Genomic DNA, 20,497 nt, shown 5'->3' on the forward strand with positions numbered 1-20,497 from the left:
ATCATACTAAAAAAACAGGAGGAAAGCCGATGAGACTTCCTCCTGTTTTTTATATTATTACTCCGCGATTCTCTTTCGTGTCAAAAAACGCTTTCGTATTTGTCAGAACGGCGGATAACCGGGGTTCTGCACCAATTTGTTATTCGTCTGCCATGCCGATTCGGGTATGGGGAAAAGCAGAAGATGCTCGGAGGATCTTCCGGGACGCAGATAACCCGGTTCGAGGAAATTACCGAAACGGATCATATCCTGCCGGTTACAATTTTCCCATGCCAATTCCAGGCGACGTTCCAGATACAAGTCGTCCAGTGTAACAGATTCATAATTATGATCGGCATTCCCAAATCCTCTTTCACGGATGACATTGATCAGGCGGGTAGCTTCGGCATTGTCCCGGTTGAGACGGAGCAACGCTTCCGCCTTCATCAGGTAGACATCGGCAAGGCGGAAGATGGCAAAATCATTTTCCTGATCGGAATTGGAAAGACCTTTTTCAAACACCCATTTATTCACGCGGGCTCCTTCTTCCTGATTCACCTCGCCCCACATGCCTTCCCTTATCGTACCGGGGATGATATTGAAATCGATAGTATGGATAAGGTCACGGCTGTGGGCAGTAACTAATACCTTCCCGGTTGCCGGGTCAATCATCGGACCGATGAGGAATGAACCCAGTTTTCGCTGGTCGGCATCATCGAACTGTTTCACATAATCGGGCTGTGCACTCACTCCGTTCCAGGTACCTATATTCATACCCAAAGCAATCGGATCGAGGTAGTGGAGCGTACGATAGTGCATGTGATTACCACCGTCGGCTTTACCGAAAGCAATCGGAAGAATGATTTCATTCGACACCTGGTTGTTCACCTCAAAATTGGTCTTCCAGTTCGGTTCAATGATATAATCGAGGGACATCACCTTGTCGCACGCGTCTATCACACCCTGCCAGTTAGGCGTTCCGGTCCAGACTTCCGCATTGAGATACATCTTGGCCAGCAACGTGTAGGCAACGCCCTGTGTAAATTTACCATAGCTTTCACTGGTCACGTCGTCACGCAATACATCCTTTATCTCATTCAGTTCGTCGATGACGAAATCGTAGAGTACCTGACGCGAAGAGAGTCCCGGCAGTTCGGTACTTTCATAATCCGCCACCAGGGGAGCATTGCCAAAATAGTCAATCAATATGTAGTACCAGAAAGCGCGAATGCCCCGGATCTCTGCCAGCGTACGCTCCTTCAGATCCTCGTCCATTTCAGAATCCTCAATGGTGGCAAATATCTGGTTACAGGTAGTAATTCCTGAGGTACAGTTATTCCAGGCGGTTGAGATCTGCCCGTTACGGGCCTGCCACGTATGCAGTTTCATCTCCATGTGGACGCCGCCGTCCCACCAGTCACCGCCCACGCGGGTAGGTGTGATGGCCATGTCCCCGGTTTGTTCCGAGAGCAGGAAGATTTCGCCCGGCCAGACACCTTTCAGTGTCTTATAGATAGGGGCAATGATCGCGTTGATTTCCGCCGGTTTCTTTCCGAATTGATCCGCGGGAATCGTGTCATATACTGTTTCATCGAGATTGGTACAGGAAGATATACCTCCTGTAAGAACCAATACTACCGATATGATTGACAATTGTATTTTTCTTATTCGTTTCATATTCGTCTGATTTTAATATTAGAAAGTGAGGCTGATTCCAACTGAAAATGTCCGTGCTTTGGGATAGTATTCACGGTCTTCCACACCCGGGGCCAGACCGTTATTCCTGTTTTCATCCACTTCGGGATCCAGACCTTTATAATTGGTGAGAACAAAGAGATTCTGCCCCGTCACATACACCCTGGCCCGATCCAACCAATTCACGCCGTTGGTATTGAAAGTATATCCCAGAGCAAAATTGTCGAGACGCAAATGAGAAGCATCCTCAACATATAATGAGGAGTACTCGGGAACCACCTTCAATTGATAGATCAGGGGATCATTCAGCGCGTTTGCGCCGATAAGATATCCCGGATGGCCATATGTCATTCGTCCCATATTCAAAACCTTGTTTCCGAGTGTTCCCCTAAAGAAAAAGGAGAGGTCCCATGACTTAAAATTAAACTGGTTGTTCCATCCATACGTCAGGTCCGGCTGTGCAGAGCCGATATAAGTGTAGTCTTCCGCCGTAACGGAATTCACCTCTTGCCCTTCCTTGTTCAGGAAAATATATTTTCCATCATCGGATATTCCCACATATTTCGGGCCGTAGAACTGTCCTACCGGATATCCTTCTTCAATCACATGGGTAGTCCTTCCGGAACCGCCGCGTACCCACGCATCGCCTACCATAATACGGCTGGTAGTATACACATCATTAGACATTCTGGTGATCTCATTCCTGTTATGGGCCAAAGTGAGCGATGTATTCCAATTGAAGTCCCGGGTACGGATGGCCTCAATATTCAGGGCCAGTTCCACACCTGTGTTCTTCATATCACCCACATTCGCCATCATATCCGAATGCAGATAAGGCGGAGTCGGCACACGATAGGTATACAGCATATCTTTGGTACGCTTGTCATACCATTCAATCGTACCGTTTATCCGCTCATTGAAGATAAAGAAGTCCAGCCCGATATTGAACATGGCTGTTTCCTCCCATTTCAGATTGGGATTGGCGTTCTGGCTGATCTTATAGGCGGTCAGCCAGGCTCCGTTATCGTAATAGGTACCACTGGTTCCGTACAACTGTAATGTTTTATAAGGATCAAGTCCTGCCTGATTACCGGTAACACCATACCCTACCCGGAATTTCAGGTCGTTGAGCCAATTCACATTTTCCATGAATGACTCCTGGGAGATACCCCATGCTGCCGATACGGAAGGGAATATACCCCATTTATGGTTTGCACCAAACTTCGACGAACCGTCACGGCGCAAGGTGGCTGTTATCATATAACGTTCATCATAAGCATAGTGAGCACGGGCAAAGAAAGAGATAAGCCGGCTCATATTCTTCGCCGATCCCACATCGTTGGGTCTCAATCCTTGTCCCGATTCGAGATTATTTGCACCTAACAGGTCAGTGGTGAAGTTTCTGTTCGCAGCTTTCAGGAACGAATATTCATTCTCTTCCCAGGAATAACCGGCAAGGGCATTAAGCCTATGCCTGTCGGAAGCACCGAAAGTAGTAGTATAATCCAGGGTCCACTCCATCAAGGTCTTATCCCATATTTTATTTTCGCGGAGCGCATACCCCCCGTCATTACGGCCGGCCTGGGTCTCGGAATGAAGATACTGGCTTCTCTCTTCCGTGTGACGATCTTTATATAAAGTAGTTTTGATATCTAATCCATCAAAAATAGTAAAAGAGAGATCCCCTGCACCGTAAAAATGTATATTTTTCCTTACATCCTGGTTATATGTCTGGTTACGAACCGGATTTCCCTGGTCATAATCACGACTGTCGAACCATTCCCCGTTGTCCAGTTTCACCGGATACACCGGTAACATATTGTAGGCCAATACAAAATTATACTTATTCGCTTCATTCCATTCACCCATGGTCGCGGAACCGGTCAACCCGATCCGAAGCCGGTCGTTAATGGCTCTTTGTTGTAACTGGAAACGGAAATTGAAACGTTCCAGATCATTGTCCCGCACAACTCCTTCCCTGTTCAGATAGTTGAAAGAAGCACGGTAGTTATTGGTTGAACCACCACCCGACAATGACACTCCATGGTTCTGTGTAATGCCCGCATGGGTAATTTCATCGAACCAATCGGTATTGGCATTATACCTGTCAAATTCAGAAGCATCTCTTTCTGTTTCTCTGGCATACGCCCGCCACTGGTCAGCAGTCAACAGATCCGGTTTGTTCGCTAACGTGGATACAGCCATATAACCATCATATGACACCATGGTACGAACACCCGATCCTCTTTTTGTAGTGATCAGAATAACTCCGCCGGCAGAACGGGAACCATAAATCGCTGCCGAAGAAGCATCTTTCAATACAGAAATCGACTCAATATCCTGAGGCGCTACCGTCTGCAGGTCACCACCCGGGATACCGTCGATCACCACGAAAGGCCCCTGGTCATTCTGCAGCGTGGAAACTCCGCGCAGACGGATACGCGAACCAACCGTCACATCTCCTGAAGGTGTAGTGATATTTAAGCCTGCCACCTTTCCCTGCAACAAGTCGGCAGCATCGCGGGCAACTCCTTTATTGAAGTTCTCAGCAGAGACATTCGTTACCGAACCGGTAATTTCACGACGACGTTGTGTGCCATACCCGATAACTACCAGTTCATCCAGTATTTCAGTATCTTCCCTTAAAACAATATCAAGGTTTGTGCGGCCGTCAACCGGCATAACTACCGTTTGCATACCGACATAAGATATTTCCAATGAAGACGAAGATGGGACATTCTGTAGTACAAAGCGTCCATCAGCATCAGTCACAGTACCAATGGAAGTACCCTGTACCTGCACGGTCACACCGATAAGCAAGTCTCCTGCAGTATCTTTCACCGTACCACTTACCGTAAGATTCTGTGCAAACAGATGTAGAGACAATGTCCATATAGCAATCAACATTGCCCCTTTCAATAGATAAAGCATTCTTTTTTTCATACAATTGGTTTAGTTTATTAGTTAGATTAAAGCGTATCAATTCATCATAGCAATTCCGGAAAAGTAACCGGAAAAAGGCATCATTAGACTATATTATAAAAGTCCATTTCATGTTATCACATTACTACACAAATGAAAGAAAAAACTTTCACACATTTAACAAAAGCAAATATAAGGGAATTTAAATAATAAAACAATGAAAATAGAATAAAATTTACAGAAATAACATATATTTAACAATTAAAACTGATGATACTTTAAAGTAGCCCTATATAAAAACAGGAAGAAACTCTGGTGTTTCCTCCTGTTTTATATATCTTCAGTTGTTTAGTTTCTCATTTATTTATCCGGCACATGCTTATATCTAAAGAGGATGGCAAACAGAATGGTAACTACAAGGGCATAACCGGCAAAGATAAACCAGACGCTCTGCCAATCGCCCACCAAAAGCGATTTGGTGGCAGTTCCTACCGTTACGTCAGTCCAGGAACAGAAGCGGTTTACCACCGATTGTGCCCACAACGTACCGATTGTGGCACCAATCCCATTGGTCATCAACATAAACATTCCCTGTGCACTGGCACGGATGTTATGCGGCGTCTCCTTATCCACAAACAGCGATCCTGAAACATTGAAGAAGTCGAAAGCCACGCCGTATACCAACATGGAGAATACCAGCAACCATACACCGCTGCCGGGATTTCCCAAACCGAAAAAACCAAAGCGTAATACCCAAGCAAACATGGCCATTAACATCACATTCTTGATGCCATAACGTTTCAAAAAGAAAGGGATCAACAGGATACAAAGCGCTTCCGATATCTGGGAAAGGGATATCAGTATATTTGAATGCTTTACGCCAAAAGTACCGGCATACTCCGGATAAGCTTCAAAACTGGCGATGAATGGGTTGGCAAATCCGTTAGTAATTTGCAAGGCGACACCCAACAGCATCGAAAAAATAAAAAAGATCGCCATCTTTCTTATTTTAAAGAGTTTGAAGGCATCCAACCCAAGCGCCTGAAACAGGGTCTTACTACCTGTCGCCGTTGACACAGGGCAATTGGGCAATGTGAACGCATAAATCCCAAGCATAAAGCCCAATACGGCACTCACCACAAACTGCATCGAAGAAGTCTGGTATCCCAGTATATCCACAAGCCACATAGTACAGATAAAACCTATCGTACCAAATACACGTATAGGCGGGAAAGCCTTTACCGTATCCATTCCACCCTTTTCAAGAATAGTATAAGCTACCGAATTGGACAGGGCCAATGTGGGCATATAAAAAGCTACACTCAATGCATAAAGGCCAAAAATAGTGGAGAATGAGACTTCCGTTCCACTATATAATCCATATAGGCCGGCAGACAGCATGAAGGAAGCAGCAACCAGATGGCTTATTCCCAGCAATTTTTGCGCAGGCACCCACCTGTCGGCCACAATCCCCATAATGGCAGGCATAAAAATGGATACTATCCCTTGTACGGAGTAAAAAATACCGATGTGCGATCCCAGTCCGGCAGGTCCCAAATAACGGGACATGGAAGTAAGATAGGCCCCCCATATTGCGAACTGGAGGAAATTCATGATAATTAGTCTGATTCTCAGCGACATATGTTTTATTTCAATTATTATTTATTGATATTAGGCTATTACCAATCTGACGTTCAATTGATTACCTGCTAAGCCACGGTGCCGGATTGAGCTTGTTTGTCTTTTGCCACAACTGGAAATGCATCGTGGAGACACCTGTATCCGGATCAGTAAAGATCCGCCCTAATGACTGTCCGGTTTTCACTTTGTCTCCCTGCTTTACAAACAAGTCGTATATATTGGCATAGAATGTATAGTAATCACCATGACGTACAATCACACAGGTATTGGAACCGGGGAAGGAGAATACTTTCGAAACTTCCCCATCGAATACGCTACGGATATTAGCACCTCTTTCAGCCTGAATATCAACCCCATTACTATTGGTAGTAACATTCCATTCATTATGTTTTTTGGCACCGAAATTACCCACAATGGCTGCTGTACCGGTAACCGGCATAGGCAGTTTACCCCTGTTGGCAGCAAAATCTTTCGAGAGATTAAAGGTCTCGGCCGATGCTGTACTCCTGCCGGCCTCAATTCTGGGTCCCGGCGCAGCACCGGAGGCACGCTCTTCTGTTTTCTCGGGGGTCTCACGCCCGGTCTCCTCACGGCTCTCACCCCTTCGCCGATCTTCAGCCAGCTTCTCTTCCGCTTTTCTCCGCCGTTCAGCCTCTTCCGCTTTTCTCCTGGCCTCCGCCTCACGTTCCAGCCGTGCCACCTCTTCAGCGATAAGTCTCTCAATCTGGGCATTTAACTGGTCAGCCCGTTGCTGTTTTTCCCGAAGTGTCCTCTGCAATTCCCGCTCCTGTCCCTTGACAGTCGCCATCTCCGACTGACGTGTTTTCTCTTCTCCCTGTAACCGTTTCTGTTCCTCCTGTAACGAGGCCAATGCTTTTTCTCTATCAGCCTTGGCTTTAGCCAGTAATCCCTGTTTTTCCTTTATTTCAGCATGCTGCTTCTTTATTTCTTCAGCCTGTGTTTTCTGCCATTTGGAATATTCACGCAAATATTGCATTCTCCGTAACGATTCCCCTACCGATTTACCTGATAAGATAAAAAGCAGTTTATTCTGGCTGAACTTATGGTTCAGCATCCCTTTCATCGCATCGGCGTAATATTCCTGCTTCTTTTTCAGCTCTTTATTTAGTCGGGATATCTCACTTTCGAGACGCACCTCCTCCTTCCGCAACGCTTCTATCTCCCGGCTCTGTACATCTATCAATTTTTTGCGGGCCGATATCTGGTTGTTGATAAGGTTAATCCTGTCCAAGATTGTTGTAGTCTGCTTTTTAACATCAAGATAAAGTTTATTCGTACTTCTTATCTCTTCCATCAATGCCTGCTGTTGCCGCTGCAAATTCTCGATCTGCTGTGTTTGCGACAACAGAAGGAGAGCGACGGCGTGGAAAAGTAGTAAGAATACAAATTTCTTCATACGATTAATCGTTTAAACTAAAAGTGAAAAACTAAAAATGAAAAGTCGACTATTTAAGATATTCGGGATTTCAAATCATCCATTTAATTTTTCACTATTCACTTTTTATCACTTCTTCGGAGAGAGAACTTTCAGTACCTCATCGATAGACGTTTTCGTATAGTTCGACGGTACATTCAGTTCCAACTCTAACGGGGTATCGGTAACTACATCGGAAAAGATCAACTCCGCATTGGTTTTCCGTGATGCAGAAGAGAGCGTCACATTCATCTTATGTGGAAATGGCACATTGTTTAACATCATAAAATTATGATATTCCCACTGCATGTAATGTTTTTTCTCCGACTGCATCAGATGGGCAAAGGTGATCCGGTCATCTCCATTGACAGTAAACGAATAGTCGATACCGGAATTGCCGTCTTGGGCAGTAATATGATAATTCTGATCGGAGGCACGATTATAAGTGAAAAGAGTGTAATCATCGGCATCAACTTTCCCTTTTCCGGATACAAAAAGCGCATTGGTAAACAACGACTGCATCGTATAATAGTCGAATCCAACAGGATAGAGTTCCTTTAACGTGGAGAACGATTCCAACACATACCGTTTATTCATCCTGTCGAGTAAAAACAACGTATCCGGGTTAATGTAGATCCGGAACATCTCCACACCGAAAAGCGGCTGTATAGAGATCTGAAGGGCTTCGTCCTTCACAATCCGCAGATTAGCCCTGGAGCTATATGATTTTGTACCGGAAGTCATTCCCATATTGAGCCTGGCTAAAAGAGTACGATAAGGAAATTCACTCGCTATAATATCACTGAAAAGTTCATGGTGAGCTTTGCTCACCACGGGAGAAGTAGAATAAACTATCCTCTGTTTCGGTTTACAAGCGGTGAATGCCACAGCAGATAATAAACAAATGACTAAAATTTGTCGATAACGAGAAATATCCATAATTACAATTCGCCGGTTTTTATTTTTTTATCCAATTCAGGGGAATCTCCCCCTAACTCTTTGGCTTTTTTCCATTGTTCCAATGCTTTCTCTTTCTCTCCGGTCTGGAACAGCACGTCTCCGTAATGCTCCACCACCTCTGCCGAAAGATCATCCTCTTCACTGTTCTCAATAGCCCGTTCTATATAGATCTTAGCCAATGTATAAGAGCCTTGCTCATATAGCACCCACCCATATGTATCGAGATAAGTAGGATTCGCCGGCTCCGCCTTCACCGTGATGCCGCTCATTTGTTCCGCTTTATCGAGATCTTTCTTCTCCAATGACAGATAATAGCTGTAATTGTTTAAAACAGGCAGATTCTGCGGATTCAACTGCAATGCCTTTTCATAACTCTCGAAAGCCTTTTCTTTATTATCGAGAAAATAATTCAGATCGCCAATCTGTCCATGAAAATCGGACTCCACAATTGGGTTTCGCATAGTGGCATTGGCCAATCCATCCTCGAAAACTCTCAATGCTTCCTGATGATTATTCTGTTGATAGTGAACTGCACCTAAATAGAAATAGAACTGGGCTTCCTGCGGCAAATGTCTCAATGCTTCAGTGGTCACCTCTTTTATTTTTTCCAGATCCTGGTCGGGCAAAGCAATACGAAGTAATTGTTCATATCCCGCAGGATCCTCCGGACTGGCTTCGATGTATTTCTCGAACTGCTTTGAGGCTCCCTCTTTGTCTCCTTGCAATAAAAGTACATTCCCATAGATCATATTTAATTGGGAATTATTGGGATGCTGCTCAAAAAGGGTTTCAAAAAGAGAGTTCACCTGCTTCATATCCTGTTGGCTCTGTTGCAGAATACCAAGATAGCGGGTAAGCAATTGTAATTTCACCTCTACATCCATCGACGAGTTTGCAACAGCCTTTTGTAACTCTGCCTGTGCCGCCTGCTTATCGTTGGTTCTCTCATAATAATTTACCATGGAAAGGATAAGCGCAGGATAATCGGGATCAACCGCTTTGGCCTTTTCGTAATACCTCAACGCCTCTTCATCCTGATTATCTTCAAGATACAGATCTCCCATCAGAATAAGGTATCTCGGTTCAGAGGGATTTTTTTCAATGATCTGCTTAATCTCGTCGAAAGCTTGTTCTTTCTCATCCATCATTGAATAGAGACGGAACTTATTCAGGGCGATCATCTCGTTGATACCGGTATTCTTTTCCAATTCGACGAGCGTATCGATTGCTTCCTGAAATTCCCCGGCTTCTGCAAAAGCATTGGCCAGCTCAAACCGGACATCGAGTTTTTCCGGATACAATTGCGACAAATGGCTATAGACATCGATTACTTCCTGCTTCAGGCCAAGTTCCTTGCTTAAACCGGCCAGCATCATGTTGTAATAATAATTATCGGGATCATAGGTAACCGACCGCCGAAAAAAATCAAGGGCTTTATTTTTCTCCTGCAACACGTTATAAAATGTTCCCAGTTCTACCAATACATTGGCATTGGTAGAATCAAGTGCATAGCAATGTTGAAACAAATCGATCGCCTGGTCGTAATTCCCCAGGGCTTTTGCATTCAATGCCCCGTAAAAGTAATAGTCGAATTTGCGTCTTGTCTCCTCGTCGAGTTGGATTCCCTGTCCCTTTTTCTCCTGCTGCGCCACTATCTCTAGCGGCCATATTAAAGATATAGACAACAACAGCAGGAATGCGAGAGGTATTTTTTTTATAACAGTTATCAGATATAACATTCTTGTTCTTATAAAGTTACATTATAGCAAGTGAGTAAAGTGCGCGCTCCTTTCTAAGGTGGCATTGAAATAACTACTGCCTGCCGGTATGGCCGAATCCTCCGGCACCACGCTCCGTTTCGTCGAGTGAATCCACAGGCTTCCACTCCACACGGGCATGTTGTGCTATCACCATCTGGCAGATGCGCTCTCCGTCTTGTATGGTGAAGTCCTCGTTCGAAAGATTCACCAGGATCACTCTTATTTCACCACGATAATCGGCGTCTATAGTCCCGGGAGCATTCACAATTCCAATACCATGCTTGATGGCTAATCCGCTACGGGGACGGATCTGGGCTTCGTAACCTTCCGGGAGTTGAATATAAATACCGGTGGGCACTAATGTCCGTTCAAGCGGTTTCAATACTATAGATTCCTCTAAATTTGCACGCAAATCCATACCTGCAGCAAATGCCGTAGCATATTCGGGTAAGGAATGCCGTGACTTATTGACTATTTTAATTTCCATCAGAAACGTCTATTCTGTTTAATCATGCGAATTTATACAATTCCGAGGAATTAGGAGCCTATTTGATGAAATTTAATGAAATAAATATAGTTCTGCTCTCACTTAACGAAAAAGTTCACTGAAGTTAGACTTTTTCATCGTTCGGCAAAACAAATATATTTGTTCTGCTCTCACTTAACGAAAAAGTTTTATCTTTGTAATATGAGTGATCACAATGATCTTTTGGCAAAATTGCGCCAGACACTAAATGAACAAGGTATAGACTCATTCCATATTCTCGAAGACCTGGTACCGATTGAGGAGCAAATGGAATTTTTCAGGTACTTCGACCGCTTACGGAGGGAGAACAGCCTTTTTGTGCGCGATGATGAGGTGAGCATATTATTTTCCCCCGATGAGCCTATCGAGCGAAAGAAGAGAAGTTTGACCTTGTTGGCATCTATCCCCGACGTAGGTGCTTACCGTTCCATTGAGACCTATCACAGCAGCCCACTGGAACCGGAACTACTGCACTGGTCGTCCATGGCATTGGTGAGCAGTCGCATCGTATTAAGTTCTGACCTTTCCGGACACCAACAGGTCTATATCTCCTCCGGGTTGGGCGGACAGGACAAGAAACTGCGTTTCTTTGCACTTTTCACAACCAATGACAGGCAACACTTTACCGATTTGCAGAAAGAGATGGTTGAGCGTGAGTTTACCTTTCAACTGCAAAAAGCAGATGTCGTGATTGAAAAATTTGAGATCAGGGAAAATTACTTTACCATTCTGATGCTCTTCCCATTCAGCAAGGATGTAAAATCGAGTCTCAATGACGCTATCACCGAATGTAACCAATACGGTAATTTTCTCGATACCAAATTCCTTTTCACCAATGTAAAAGTGCTGAGCGAAAAAGAGATTGAAAATATACTGGAGAAAAAATAAGCTCCTGTAATTGCGCTGATATCAGATATGACGATACAACCGGCCTGTAGAAAACAGTTTTACACGGCAATTTTCACCGTGGTATTCATCACTTTTGCCGTGTCGCCAGCCGCACAGGAGATTCCCTTTATCCCTCCCGTCTACAACTACACAACTGACCTTTACAACGCTGGTAACCAAAACTGGGCCATTGCCCAGGGGAGCAATGGGGTGATTTATTTCGGTAATGATAACGGAATGCTCAGTTATGACGGCGTCAACTGGAACTTACATAACCTGCCTAATAACCTCTCCGTTAAATCTATCTATATCGACTCCCACAACAGTAACGAACGTATCTACGTAGGCTCTTTCGAGGAGTTCGGTTATTTCGAGTCCAACGAAACCAATCAACTTATCTATCACTCGCTCAGGCATAATGTGGAGGATCATCAGTTCCATAATGATGAGATATGGGGCATCTACCCGTTTAACGGAAAACTCTATTTTCAGTCATTTTCGACAATTTTCATCTACGACGGTAAGGAAGTAAGGAGTCGAAAACCTTATCCCGCAGTCTTATACTTTTTCCCGGCGGGAGAAAAGATGTTCGCACAATTGATCGGCAACGGTCTCTGCCTCTTCGACGGTGAGCATTTTCATCCGGTATTTACACGTGAGCGGTGGAATAACGATAATGTAATAGCCCTGCTCCCCTATGAGGAGGATTGGCTGTTGGTCACTTCCAAAAACGGATTATATCGGTTTTCCGAAGAAGAACGCACATTAACACGATGGCATATTTCCGGCAGCAATGAATTGCTTCAGAGCACTATTAACCGTGCTATCGTTTCAGGCGATTCATACATCTTCGGAACACTCAACAGCGGCATTTTTGCGATTGATAAAAACGGTGAACAGTTATGGCATATCGATCGGAACAATGGACTCAATAACAATACCGTACTTGCACTTTTCAGAGATCGTGACCAGACAGTCTGGGCTGCTCTCGACAACGGCATCTCCAACATCAGGACACACTCCTCCTTGTCTTTTTTTGAACCGGTAGATAGCCAGATCGGGCCGGTAGAAGACATCCTGTTTCACGACAACCGCCTATACCTGGCAACTAATCAGGGAATTTTCAGTTTTTCCGACACCGATGGAAAACTTTTCCCTGTTCCCGGATTCGATATCCAGTCGTGGTTCATCAAAAGTTTCGGTAATCAGGTCTTCGTGGGGCATAATCTGGGCACTTCACTCCTGCAGGATTTCCATGAGATACCTGTTCAGGGAGCCCGCACAGGAGGTATGGATATGAAACAGGCGACGATCAACGGCAGGGATATTCTGCTGGAATCCTCCTATACTTCCCTATTTGTCTATATACAGGACTCTTCGGGCAACTGGACTTTCAGTCACGCCGTGGAAGGCTTTTCGGACCTGATCAAAAACCTTGAAATAGATCACGCTGGCAATATCTGGGCAGGACATATGTACAAAGGCGTATACCGCTTAAAACTGGATAGCGATCTTCGGAAGGTGATTGAGATAGAGAATTATTTGTCGTTCGACAGTACGCAGGTCTCTACATACCGGCCCATCAAGGTGATGAAATTGAGGGGAAGAATTGTTTTTGCAGATGGTGACCGTTTTTTCACATATGACGATATTGAACACAAGGTCATCCCCTTCGATCTGCTGAACAACGACCTGCCCGGCCTTGCCGACACCCATCGCATTATTCCCGTGAACGATGAGCTCTTTTGGTTCATACGCCATAAAGAGTATGTTCTGGTGGAATACAGTGAAAACAAATACGTCATCAAAGACCGTATACCATACAGTATCCTGAATAACCCGCCCAATGCGGGAAGAGCCAACCTGCTGGTAACCGACGACAACGTCTCTTACTTCTGCATGAACGGGGGAATAGGAAAATATTCGTTCTCTGATGGACAACCGGAAGTAAAGACAGACCTGCAAATCGCATCTATAACCTTTCACAACCGGAATAACGATCAGCTCTTTTATCTCGATCCATCCCAAAAGGGTATACTCGCTTACCAGAGTAACAATATTACATTCCAGTTCCTGTACCCCGAATTCTCTAAAAAGATATTCCAGATAGAAAGTTATTTGCAGGGATACGATAGCCGTTGGGTAAATACTGACGGAAGCAGATCTGCCTATTACCATAACCTTCCTGCGGGTGACTACACCCTCTACGCGCATATAAAGGACAGTTCGGGAAAAGTATTGTCTACCGCAAGCTACTCATTCCGTATAAAAAACCCATGGTACAAAACCTGGTGGGCATATCTGGTATATTCCCTCATTATCGGGTCCCTGGCAGGATTTCTGATAAAAAAACATATACAGAGAATTGTCCGTAAAAAACACAAACTTTTCGAAGAACAGGAGAACAGGCGCATAGCCCAGATAGAACGGCAGGAAAAAGAGATCACTACATTACAGAACGAAAAACTGGAAGCAGAACTCACCTATAAAGGAAAAGAGCTGGCCAGTGCCGCCATGATGCTGATCAATCACTCCGAATTTTTAAAAAATTTGCGGGAAAGTATCCAATCACTCATTCTTGCGGGAAAAATCAATCGCACCGAGGGCAACGAACTACTCACCATGATCGGGAAAAACCTCCCGGAAGAGGATGAATGGAATCTCTTTCAAAGCAATTTTGACCTGATCCATGAGAATTTCTTCCGGAAACTCAAAGAACGGTATCCGTCGCTCACCCCTACCGACCTGAAGTTATGCTCGCTGCTCAGATTAAACTATTCATCGAAAGAAATTGCAGAAATGCTTAACATCTCCATCCGCGGCGTAGAAGCAGCCCGATATCGTTTACGTAAGAAACTGAATCTTTCGGAAACTGATAATCTGGTTGATTTTATGATTAAATTCCAATAATAAAGTACTACAAAGACAATGAATTAAATCTTTTCACACAACTGAAAAACAAATAATTAACTCCCAAAGAAGTAGTAAAAAAGTACCCTTTAAAAATATGTTATATAACATAGCGTACTTTTAACGAGGTTCTTTATTTTTCCACAGCACAATACCCGCCTTACTTTTGTTCAAAATAATATATCTATTGTGAGTGCTTTAGATTAATTAAATGGGATAGTGTAAGTAAACTTATTCTATGCCATAGAGGGAAGAATGATTTACTTGACCTTGTCGAGTATAGAAAACAACTGAAATTTTATTGAACAAATTAAAAAAGGATCCATGAAACTGAAAATTGCAACATTACTAAGTTCTATTTTCTGTACCCTTCTTTTATCTGCACAACAGGTAACCGTTTCGGGAACAGTTATGGAAGGAGCCACAGGAGAGCCCGCCATAGGGGTCACCGTGCTAGTGAAAGGTACTTCTAATGGTACCGTAACCGATATGGACGGGAATTACTCCCTACCTAATGTATCAAATGACGCAACCCTGGTCTTTAGCTACATAGGGATGCAGACCCTCGAGGAGCCCGTCAATGGGCGTACCACTATAAATGTTACTCTCAGCGAAGATGTACAGGCGCTGGATGAAGTGGTAGTGATAGGGTATGGTGCCGCAAGGAAACGTGATCTTACAGGATCGATCGTTACGGTCTCAGCCAGTGATATAGCTGACCGTCCCTCCACCAACCCGCTGGCTGCTATTCAAGGGAAAGTATCGGGTGTGCAGGTAGTGAATACGGGCCGGGCAGGACAAGATCCTGAAATCCGCATCAGGGGAACGAACTCTATCACAGGACATCTTCCGCTGTATGTAGTGGACGGATTGTTTGTGGATAACATCAATTATCTGAATCCGTCCGATATAGAATCGATGGAGATATTGAAAGATGCCTCTTCTCTGGCTATTTTCGGTGTCCGTGGTGCCAACGGCGTCATTATTATTAACACGAAGCGTGCCAGAGCAGGGCAAACGATCGTGAATATCAATTCATCGGCCGGGTTTAAATATGTAAACGACCGAATATCCGTGACAAATGCCGATCAATTCAAACTGCTTTATAATGAACAGTTAGTCAATCAGGGAGCAAACCCGTTTGACTATACGAACTGGCAGGCAGATACCGATTGGCAGGATCAAATATTCCAAACCGCATTTTTCACAACCAACAATGCCAGTATCACAGGCTCTACGGATAAAAGCCGGTTTTACCTGAGTTTGGGCTATACCAAAGAAGAAGGATCGATCAAACATGAAGAACTGACCAAATACACCGTCAATCTGAGTAGTGATTACAATGTTACGGATTTCCTGCGTTTCGGTTATCAGGTAAACGGAGCACGCACATTACCTCCTGACGCCAAACAAGTAGCTTCTGCCGTAAGAGCCGCTCCAATTGCACCGGTTTACGGCACTTATACTAATCCAAATACCGAAGAGTCGGAGCGATTATACCATGTGCTCCCCGACTTCCAGTCGGCACAGGTGAATAATCCGATGCTCAGTGTGGAAGGCCAGGCAGCTCATACCATCGCTACAAATAACCGGGTAGCCGGAAATATATACGGAGAAGTGGATTTTCTGCGTAATTTCACCTTTAAAACAACCCTTTCGCTGGATTATATATCGAACGAATTGAGGCAGCACAACCCGATCAATTACGTATATAATCCGGTTGGAGGGACAAAGGATCACCTGAATAGTACCGAGTCTGTAGTACAGGAAAAAACAAACAGGACAACAGCCCAGGCAGACATGATCTTAACTTATATCAACCAATGGGGGGATCATAGTTTAACCGGAACTCTCGGATTCACATCCAACTATATAGAATCGTCAATGATTAGGGCAGGTCGAAGTCAGGGATTAGACGCTGACTATCCGATCATTAATGATCCGGATAAATGGTGGCTGAGCATTATCTCTGACGGGAGTTCCGCAACGAATAGTGGTGTTCAATGGAGGAGAAGCACGCTTTCTTATTTAGCTAGGGGATTGTATCAATTCAAAGACCGCTACCTGCTTAATGCGTCATTCAGACGGGACGGAGCATCGGTGTTTCAAAATACCGGCAACTCATGGAATAATTTCTATTCGTTAGGAGCAGGATGGATCATGTCGGAAGAAGGTTTCATGGCAGACCAACAATTGATCGATTATTTAAAAATTAAAGGTTCTTACGGTGTTTTGGGGAATCAGAATATCGGCGAAACGTACAGGTATCCGGGATATCCGGCCCTGTCAAGTTCAGGCTCCGCCGTATTTGGAGATAATATCATCACCGGATATGGATTGGACTACCTGGTGTCACCCGGTCTGAATTGGGAAAAGACGTATTCCTGGGAAGTAGGATTTGAAATGAATCTCCTGAGAAACAGGTTGCGGCTCGAACCGGTATATTATAGTAAAGAAACGAAAGATATGCTGGCAATCGTGGAAGGGATTGCAGGAACAACGCCGGGTTTAGCCAATCTTGGCGCTATACAAAACCGCGGCTTTGAACTTTCCGCATCATGGAACGACAGGCTGGAAAATGGTTTCGCATACGGGCTGTCTGCCAATTTAACGACTATTGAGAATGAGGTAAAATCTCTGATAAACAAAGATTATGCCATCTATGCAGGCACAGGAAGCATTGCCCGCACAGCCGAAGGTTTCCCGATCGGGTATTTCTTCGGATACGAAGTGGAAGGGGTGTATCAGAATCAGGAAGATATCAGACAGTCTCCGACAAATACATTGGCAAGTGTGCTTCCGGGAGATCTTAAATTCCGGGATGTAGACGGCGATGGAGAAATTACAGCAGCCGACCGTACAATGATCGGTAATCCTACGCCCGATCTCACCTACGGCCTCTCCTTACAGTTAGGATATAAAAATTTCGATTTTACAGCCGACTTCATGGGGGTTTACGGAAACGAGATCTACCGTACATGGGACAATAATAACTTCGCCCAGTTTAATTACCTTGTCGACAGGCAAAATCGCTGGCATGGAGAAGGGACTTCCAACTGGGAACCCATACTCAATCCTTCAAGAGCCATCAATTATATGAATTCCAACTATTTTATTGAAGACGGTAGTTTCTTCAGATTGAGGAACATCCAGTTAGGATATACATTTAGTCCCGAGTTATTGCAGAAGATCTATCTGAAATCACTCAGACTTCATGTCAATATCCAGAACCTGAAAACATGGAGCAGGAATACAGGATATACGCCTGAAATAGGAGGAAGTTCCACAGCTTTCGGAATTGATGGAGGTACTTATCCTATGCCTACCATATACACAGCAGGTATTAATATTACTTTTTAACCATATAAACAAAAAGGTATGAAACGATATTTCTTTATAATTATTACTTCTTTCCTCTTACTCAGCCAATATTCCTGTACGGATTTACTGGAACAAAACCCGCAGGGGCAATGGAATGAAGGAGACGCTATCGGAGGAGGCTTTGAAGCGGCCGTATTCGATATTTATGCACAGTTGAGAGGATTCCATATAACATCTGGAAACACCGCGTTTGCTATCCACACCTTCAGATCCGAAGATACGGAGAAGGGGAGCACGGCAGCCGATGGCTCTGCTTTCGCATTGATGTATGACGATTTCGACTATAATACCGGTAATGGCGCATTGGGTAGTTACTGGACATCGAATTATGCGATTATTCATGCAGCCAACAATGTGATCGAAAACATAGAAAGCAGCGCGGATGCAGGAGAGGGCACACTGATCAATAAAGCTGAAGCTCATTTTTTTAGAGCTTTCGCTTATTTTAATCTGGTACGAGCTTTCGGTGAAGTACCTTTGATCGATTTTAAAATTTCCGATGCACAGGAAGCGAACATTCCTAAATCACCGGCAGCGGATATCTATGCACTGATCGATGCCGATTTGACTACTGCAACCGAATATCTCCCACAAACATGGGAAAGCAGATATATCGGACGTCTTACATGGGGAGCTGCCCGTGCATTACATGCACGTACTTATATGATGCGTAACGATTGGCAGAACATGTATACGGCATCCACGGAAGTGATTAACTCTGGGATTTATGACTTGAATACCCCGTTTAATAAAATCTTTCGTGAAGATGGTGAGAATTCAAGTGAATCTGTTTTTGAACTTCAATGTACATCAACGGCAGCTTTGCCTGGGAGTAATGAGATAGGTAGCCAATTTGCACAAGTCCAGGGAGTACGTGGAGCCGGACAATGGAATCTGGGATGGGGCTGGAATACACCTACTGAAATTCTGGCCGATGCTTTTGAGGAAGGTGATCCCCGCAAAAATGAAACATTGCTCTATTTCTACCGCTCTCAAGTAGAAGCAGATGCCCCGGGTGCTATAGCGAATGAACCATGGGGTGAAAAACCAATAGCCTCTTCCACAGTCGTCAACGCCTATTATAATAAAAAGGCCTATACAAATCCTACATGGCGGGCAATGTATACCAACGGCGGATTCTGGGTGAATATCCGTATTATCCGTTTTGCCGATGTTGTGTTGATGGCTGCCGAGTCGGCTAATGAGCTGGGGAATACATCGGCCGCGCTGACTTATCTCGAGATGGTGCGTAGTCGTGCACGTGGAGGTAATAATGCAATTCTTCCCCAAGTAACTACTACAGATCAGGCCCAGTTAAGAGAAGCAATCCGTCACGAAAGACGTATTGAGTTGGCTATGGAGTTTGATCGCTTCTATGATCTTGTACGTTGGGGAATTGCCCAGGAGGTACTGCATGCCGCAGGTAAGACAAATTACCAGGCCAGACATGCATTACTGCCTATTCCTCAGACTGAAATAGACAAGTCGGATGGTGTGTTGGTGCAAAATCCCAACTATTAATTTTAGAATTACATATCACAAATACAGAAAAAATTAATCACTATGATGATGAAAAATTTCAAATATATGGTATTAACAGCATCCCTGCTGTTTTTACTTCCCTCGTGTTTTCAGGATTTAGGGCAAAATCCACCTTTCGATTATCCGGAAGAGCCTACTCCTCCACCTATTGGAGAAGATGGACAGATATTTTATATGTCATTTGATGATAGTTATGAAGATTATCAAAGCTTAGTGGAAGCCTCGCCTGTAGGAAATCCGGGATTTGCCGATGGAAAAAGCGGACAGGCATATGCCGGTGCGGCCAACAGCTATCTGACATTCAGTATAGCCAATCTGGCTGCTCCGCTAAGTAATGATATGACTTTTGGGTTCTGGTACAAAGTAAATGGAAATCCTGACCGGGCAGGTATCATCGTTATCGGCCCCGTAACGGCGGGTGCAGGTGACAATGCACAGAATAACCGGACATCCGGAATCAGGATATTCCGTGAAAGTGCAGGTACTATGCAACGGATCAAAGCAAATGTAGGAAACGGGACTGCAGATGGATGGCTCGATGGAGGAGTCAATGCAGATATTGACCCGGCAACGGCAGATTGGTGCTATATTACATTGACGCTAACCGAAGGAAAAGCGCTTTTCTATATTGACGGAGAAGAAGTTGCATCGAACGATTTATCTCAAATAAGTTGGGAAGGGTGCGATAGGATGTCCATTGGATCGGGAGCTCCCCGGTTTACGGAATGGGGACACCTCTCAGACAATAGCTTGATAGATGAATTGCGTATCTTTAATAAAGCGTTAACGGCAGAAGAGATCCAGGAGCTTATTGCTCGGGATTCGGAATAATTCATCATATCAGGGCACTGTCTGGTA

General features: G+C 44.4%; 12 protein-coding genes. 5 read left to right on the top strand and 7 right to left on the bottom strand.

Annotated features, from left to right (window positions below):
- Nucleotides 1-102 precede the first annotated feature (102 nt).
- The 7 genes from PSM36_RS12580 to dut all read right to left on the bottom strand — a co-directional run bounded on the left by PSM36_RS12580 (nucleotide 103) and on the right by dut (nucleotide 10,879).
- Nucleotides 103-1,656, bottom strand: coding sequence for a RagB/SusD family nutrient uptake outer membrane protein (locus PSM36_RS12580; RefSeq protein ID WP_076931201.1), 1,554 nt, complete (start codon nucleotides 1,654-1,656; stop codon nucleotides 103-105).
- An 18-nt stretch (nucleotides 1,657-1,674) separates the two neighbouring features.
- Entirely contained in the window at nucleotides 1,675-4,581 is a 2,907-nt protein-coding gene (locus PSM36_RS12585) for a SusC/RagA family TonB-linked outer membrane protein (RefSeq protein WP_232001563.1), read from the bottom strand.
- Nucleotides 4,582-4,956: 375 nt separating this feature from the next.
- Complete coding sequence (locus tag PSM36_RS12590) at nucleotides 4,957-6,237, bottom strand: nucleoside permease (protein ID WP_076931204.1); 1,281 nt, start codon at nucleotides 6,235-6,237, stop codon at nucleotides 4,957-4,959.
- A gap of 61 nt (nucleotides 6,238-6,298) precedes the next feature.
- Nucleotides 6,299-7,654, bottom strand: coding sequence for a peptidoglycan DD-metalloendopeptidase family protein (locus PSM36_RS12595; RefSeq protein WP_076931205.1), 1,356 nt, complete (start codon nucleotides 7,652-7,654; stop codon nucleotides 6,299-6,301).
- A gap of 108 nt (nucleotides 7,655-7,762) precedes the next feature.
- Nucleotides 7,763-8,506, bottom strand: a complete 744-nt coding sequence (locus PSM36_RS12600; RefSeq protein ID WP_161947577.1) for a DUF4292 domain-containing protein — start codon at nucleotides 8,504-8,506, stop codon at nucleotides 7,763-7,765.
- Between the two features lie 107 nt (nucleotides 8,507-8,613).
- Nucleotides 8,614-10,371, bottom strand: coding sequence for a tetratricopeptide repeat protein (locus PSM36_RS12605; protein ID WP_076931208.1), 1,758 nt, complete (start codon nucleotides 10,369-10,371; stop codon nucleotides 8,614-8,616).
- Nucleotides 10,372-10,444: 73 nt separating this feature from the next.
- Nucleotides 10,445-10,879, bottom strand: a complete 435-nt coding sequence (gene dut / locus PSM36_RS12610) for a dUTP diphosphatase (protein WP_076931210.1) — start codon at nucleotides 10,877-10,879, stop codon at nucleotides 10,445-10,447.
- 201 nt (nucleotides 10,880-11,080) lie between these two features.
- Here dut and PSM36_RS12615 point away from each other — a divergent pair, with 201 nt between their 5' ends.
- The 5 genes from PSM36_RS12615 to PSM36_RS12635 all read left to right on the top strand — a co-directional run bounded on the left by PSM36_RS12615 (nucleotide 11,081) and on the right by PSM36_RS12635 (nucleotide 20,470).
- Nucleotides 11,081-11,806 (top strand): hypothetical protein, encoded by a 726-nt coding sequence (locus PSM36_RS12615; RefSeq protein ID WP_076931211.1) that lies wholly within the window; start codon nucleotides 11,081-11,083, stop codon nucleotides 11,804-11,806.
- 27 nt (nucleotides 11,807-11,833) lie between these two features.
- The gene (locus PSM36_RS12620) at nucleotides 11,834-14,716 is read left to right on the top strand and encodes a helix-turn-helix and ligand-binding sensor domain-containing protein (RefSeq protein ID WP_083711049.1); all 2,883 of its coding nucleotides are present in this window, start codon (nucleotides 11,834-11,836) and stop codon (nucleotides 14,714-14,716) included.
- A gap of 324 nt (nucleotides 14,717-15,040) precedes the next feature.
- The gene (locus tag PSM36_RS12625; protein ID WP_076931212.1) at nucleotides 15,041-18,076 is read left to right on the top strand and encodes a SusC/RagA family TonB-linked outer membrane protein; all 3,036 of its coding nucleotides are present in this window, start codon (nucleotides 15,041-15,043) and stop codon (nucleotides 18,074-18,076) included.
- 18 nt (nucleotides 18,077-18,094) lie between these two features.
- On the top strand, nucleotides 18,095-19,618 hold the full coding sequence (locus PSM36_RS12630) for a RagB/SusD family nutrient uptake outer membrane protein (RefSeq protein WP_076931214.1): 1,524 nt from the start codon (nucleotides 18,095-18,097) through the stop codon (nucleotides 19,616-19,618).
- A 66-nt stretch (nucleotides 19,619-19,684) separates the two neighbouring features.
- Nucleotides 19,685-20,470 carry a LamG domain-containing protein gene (locus PSM36_RS12635; RefSeq protein WP_161947578.1) on the top strand — a complete coding sequence of 262 codons (786 nt, stop codon included), beginning with the start codon at nucleotides 19,685-19,687 and terminating at the stop codon, nucleotides 20,468-20,470.
- Nucleotides 20,471-20,497 lie beyond the last annotated feature (27 nt).

It is taken from the genome of Proteiniphilum saccharofermentans (assembly GCF_900095135.1).
Taxonomy (GTDB): Bacteria; Bacteroidota; Bacteroidia; order Bacteroidales; family Dysgonomonadaceae; genus Proteiniphilum; species Proteiniphilum saccharofermentans.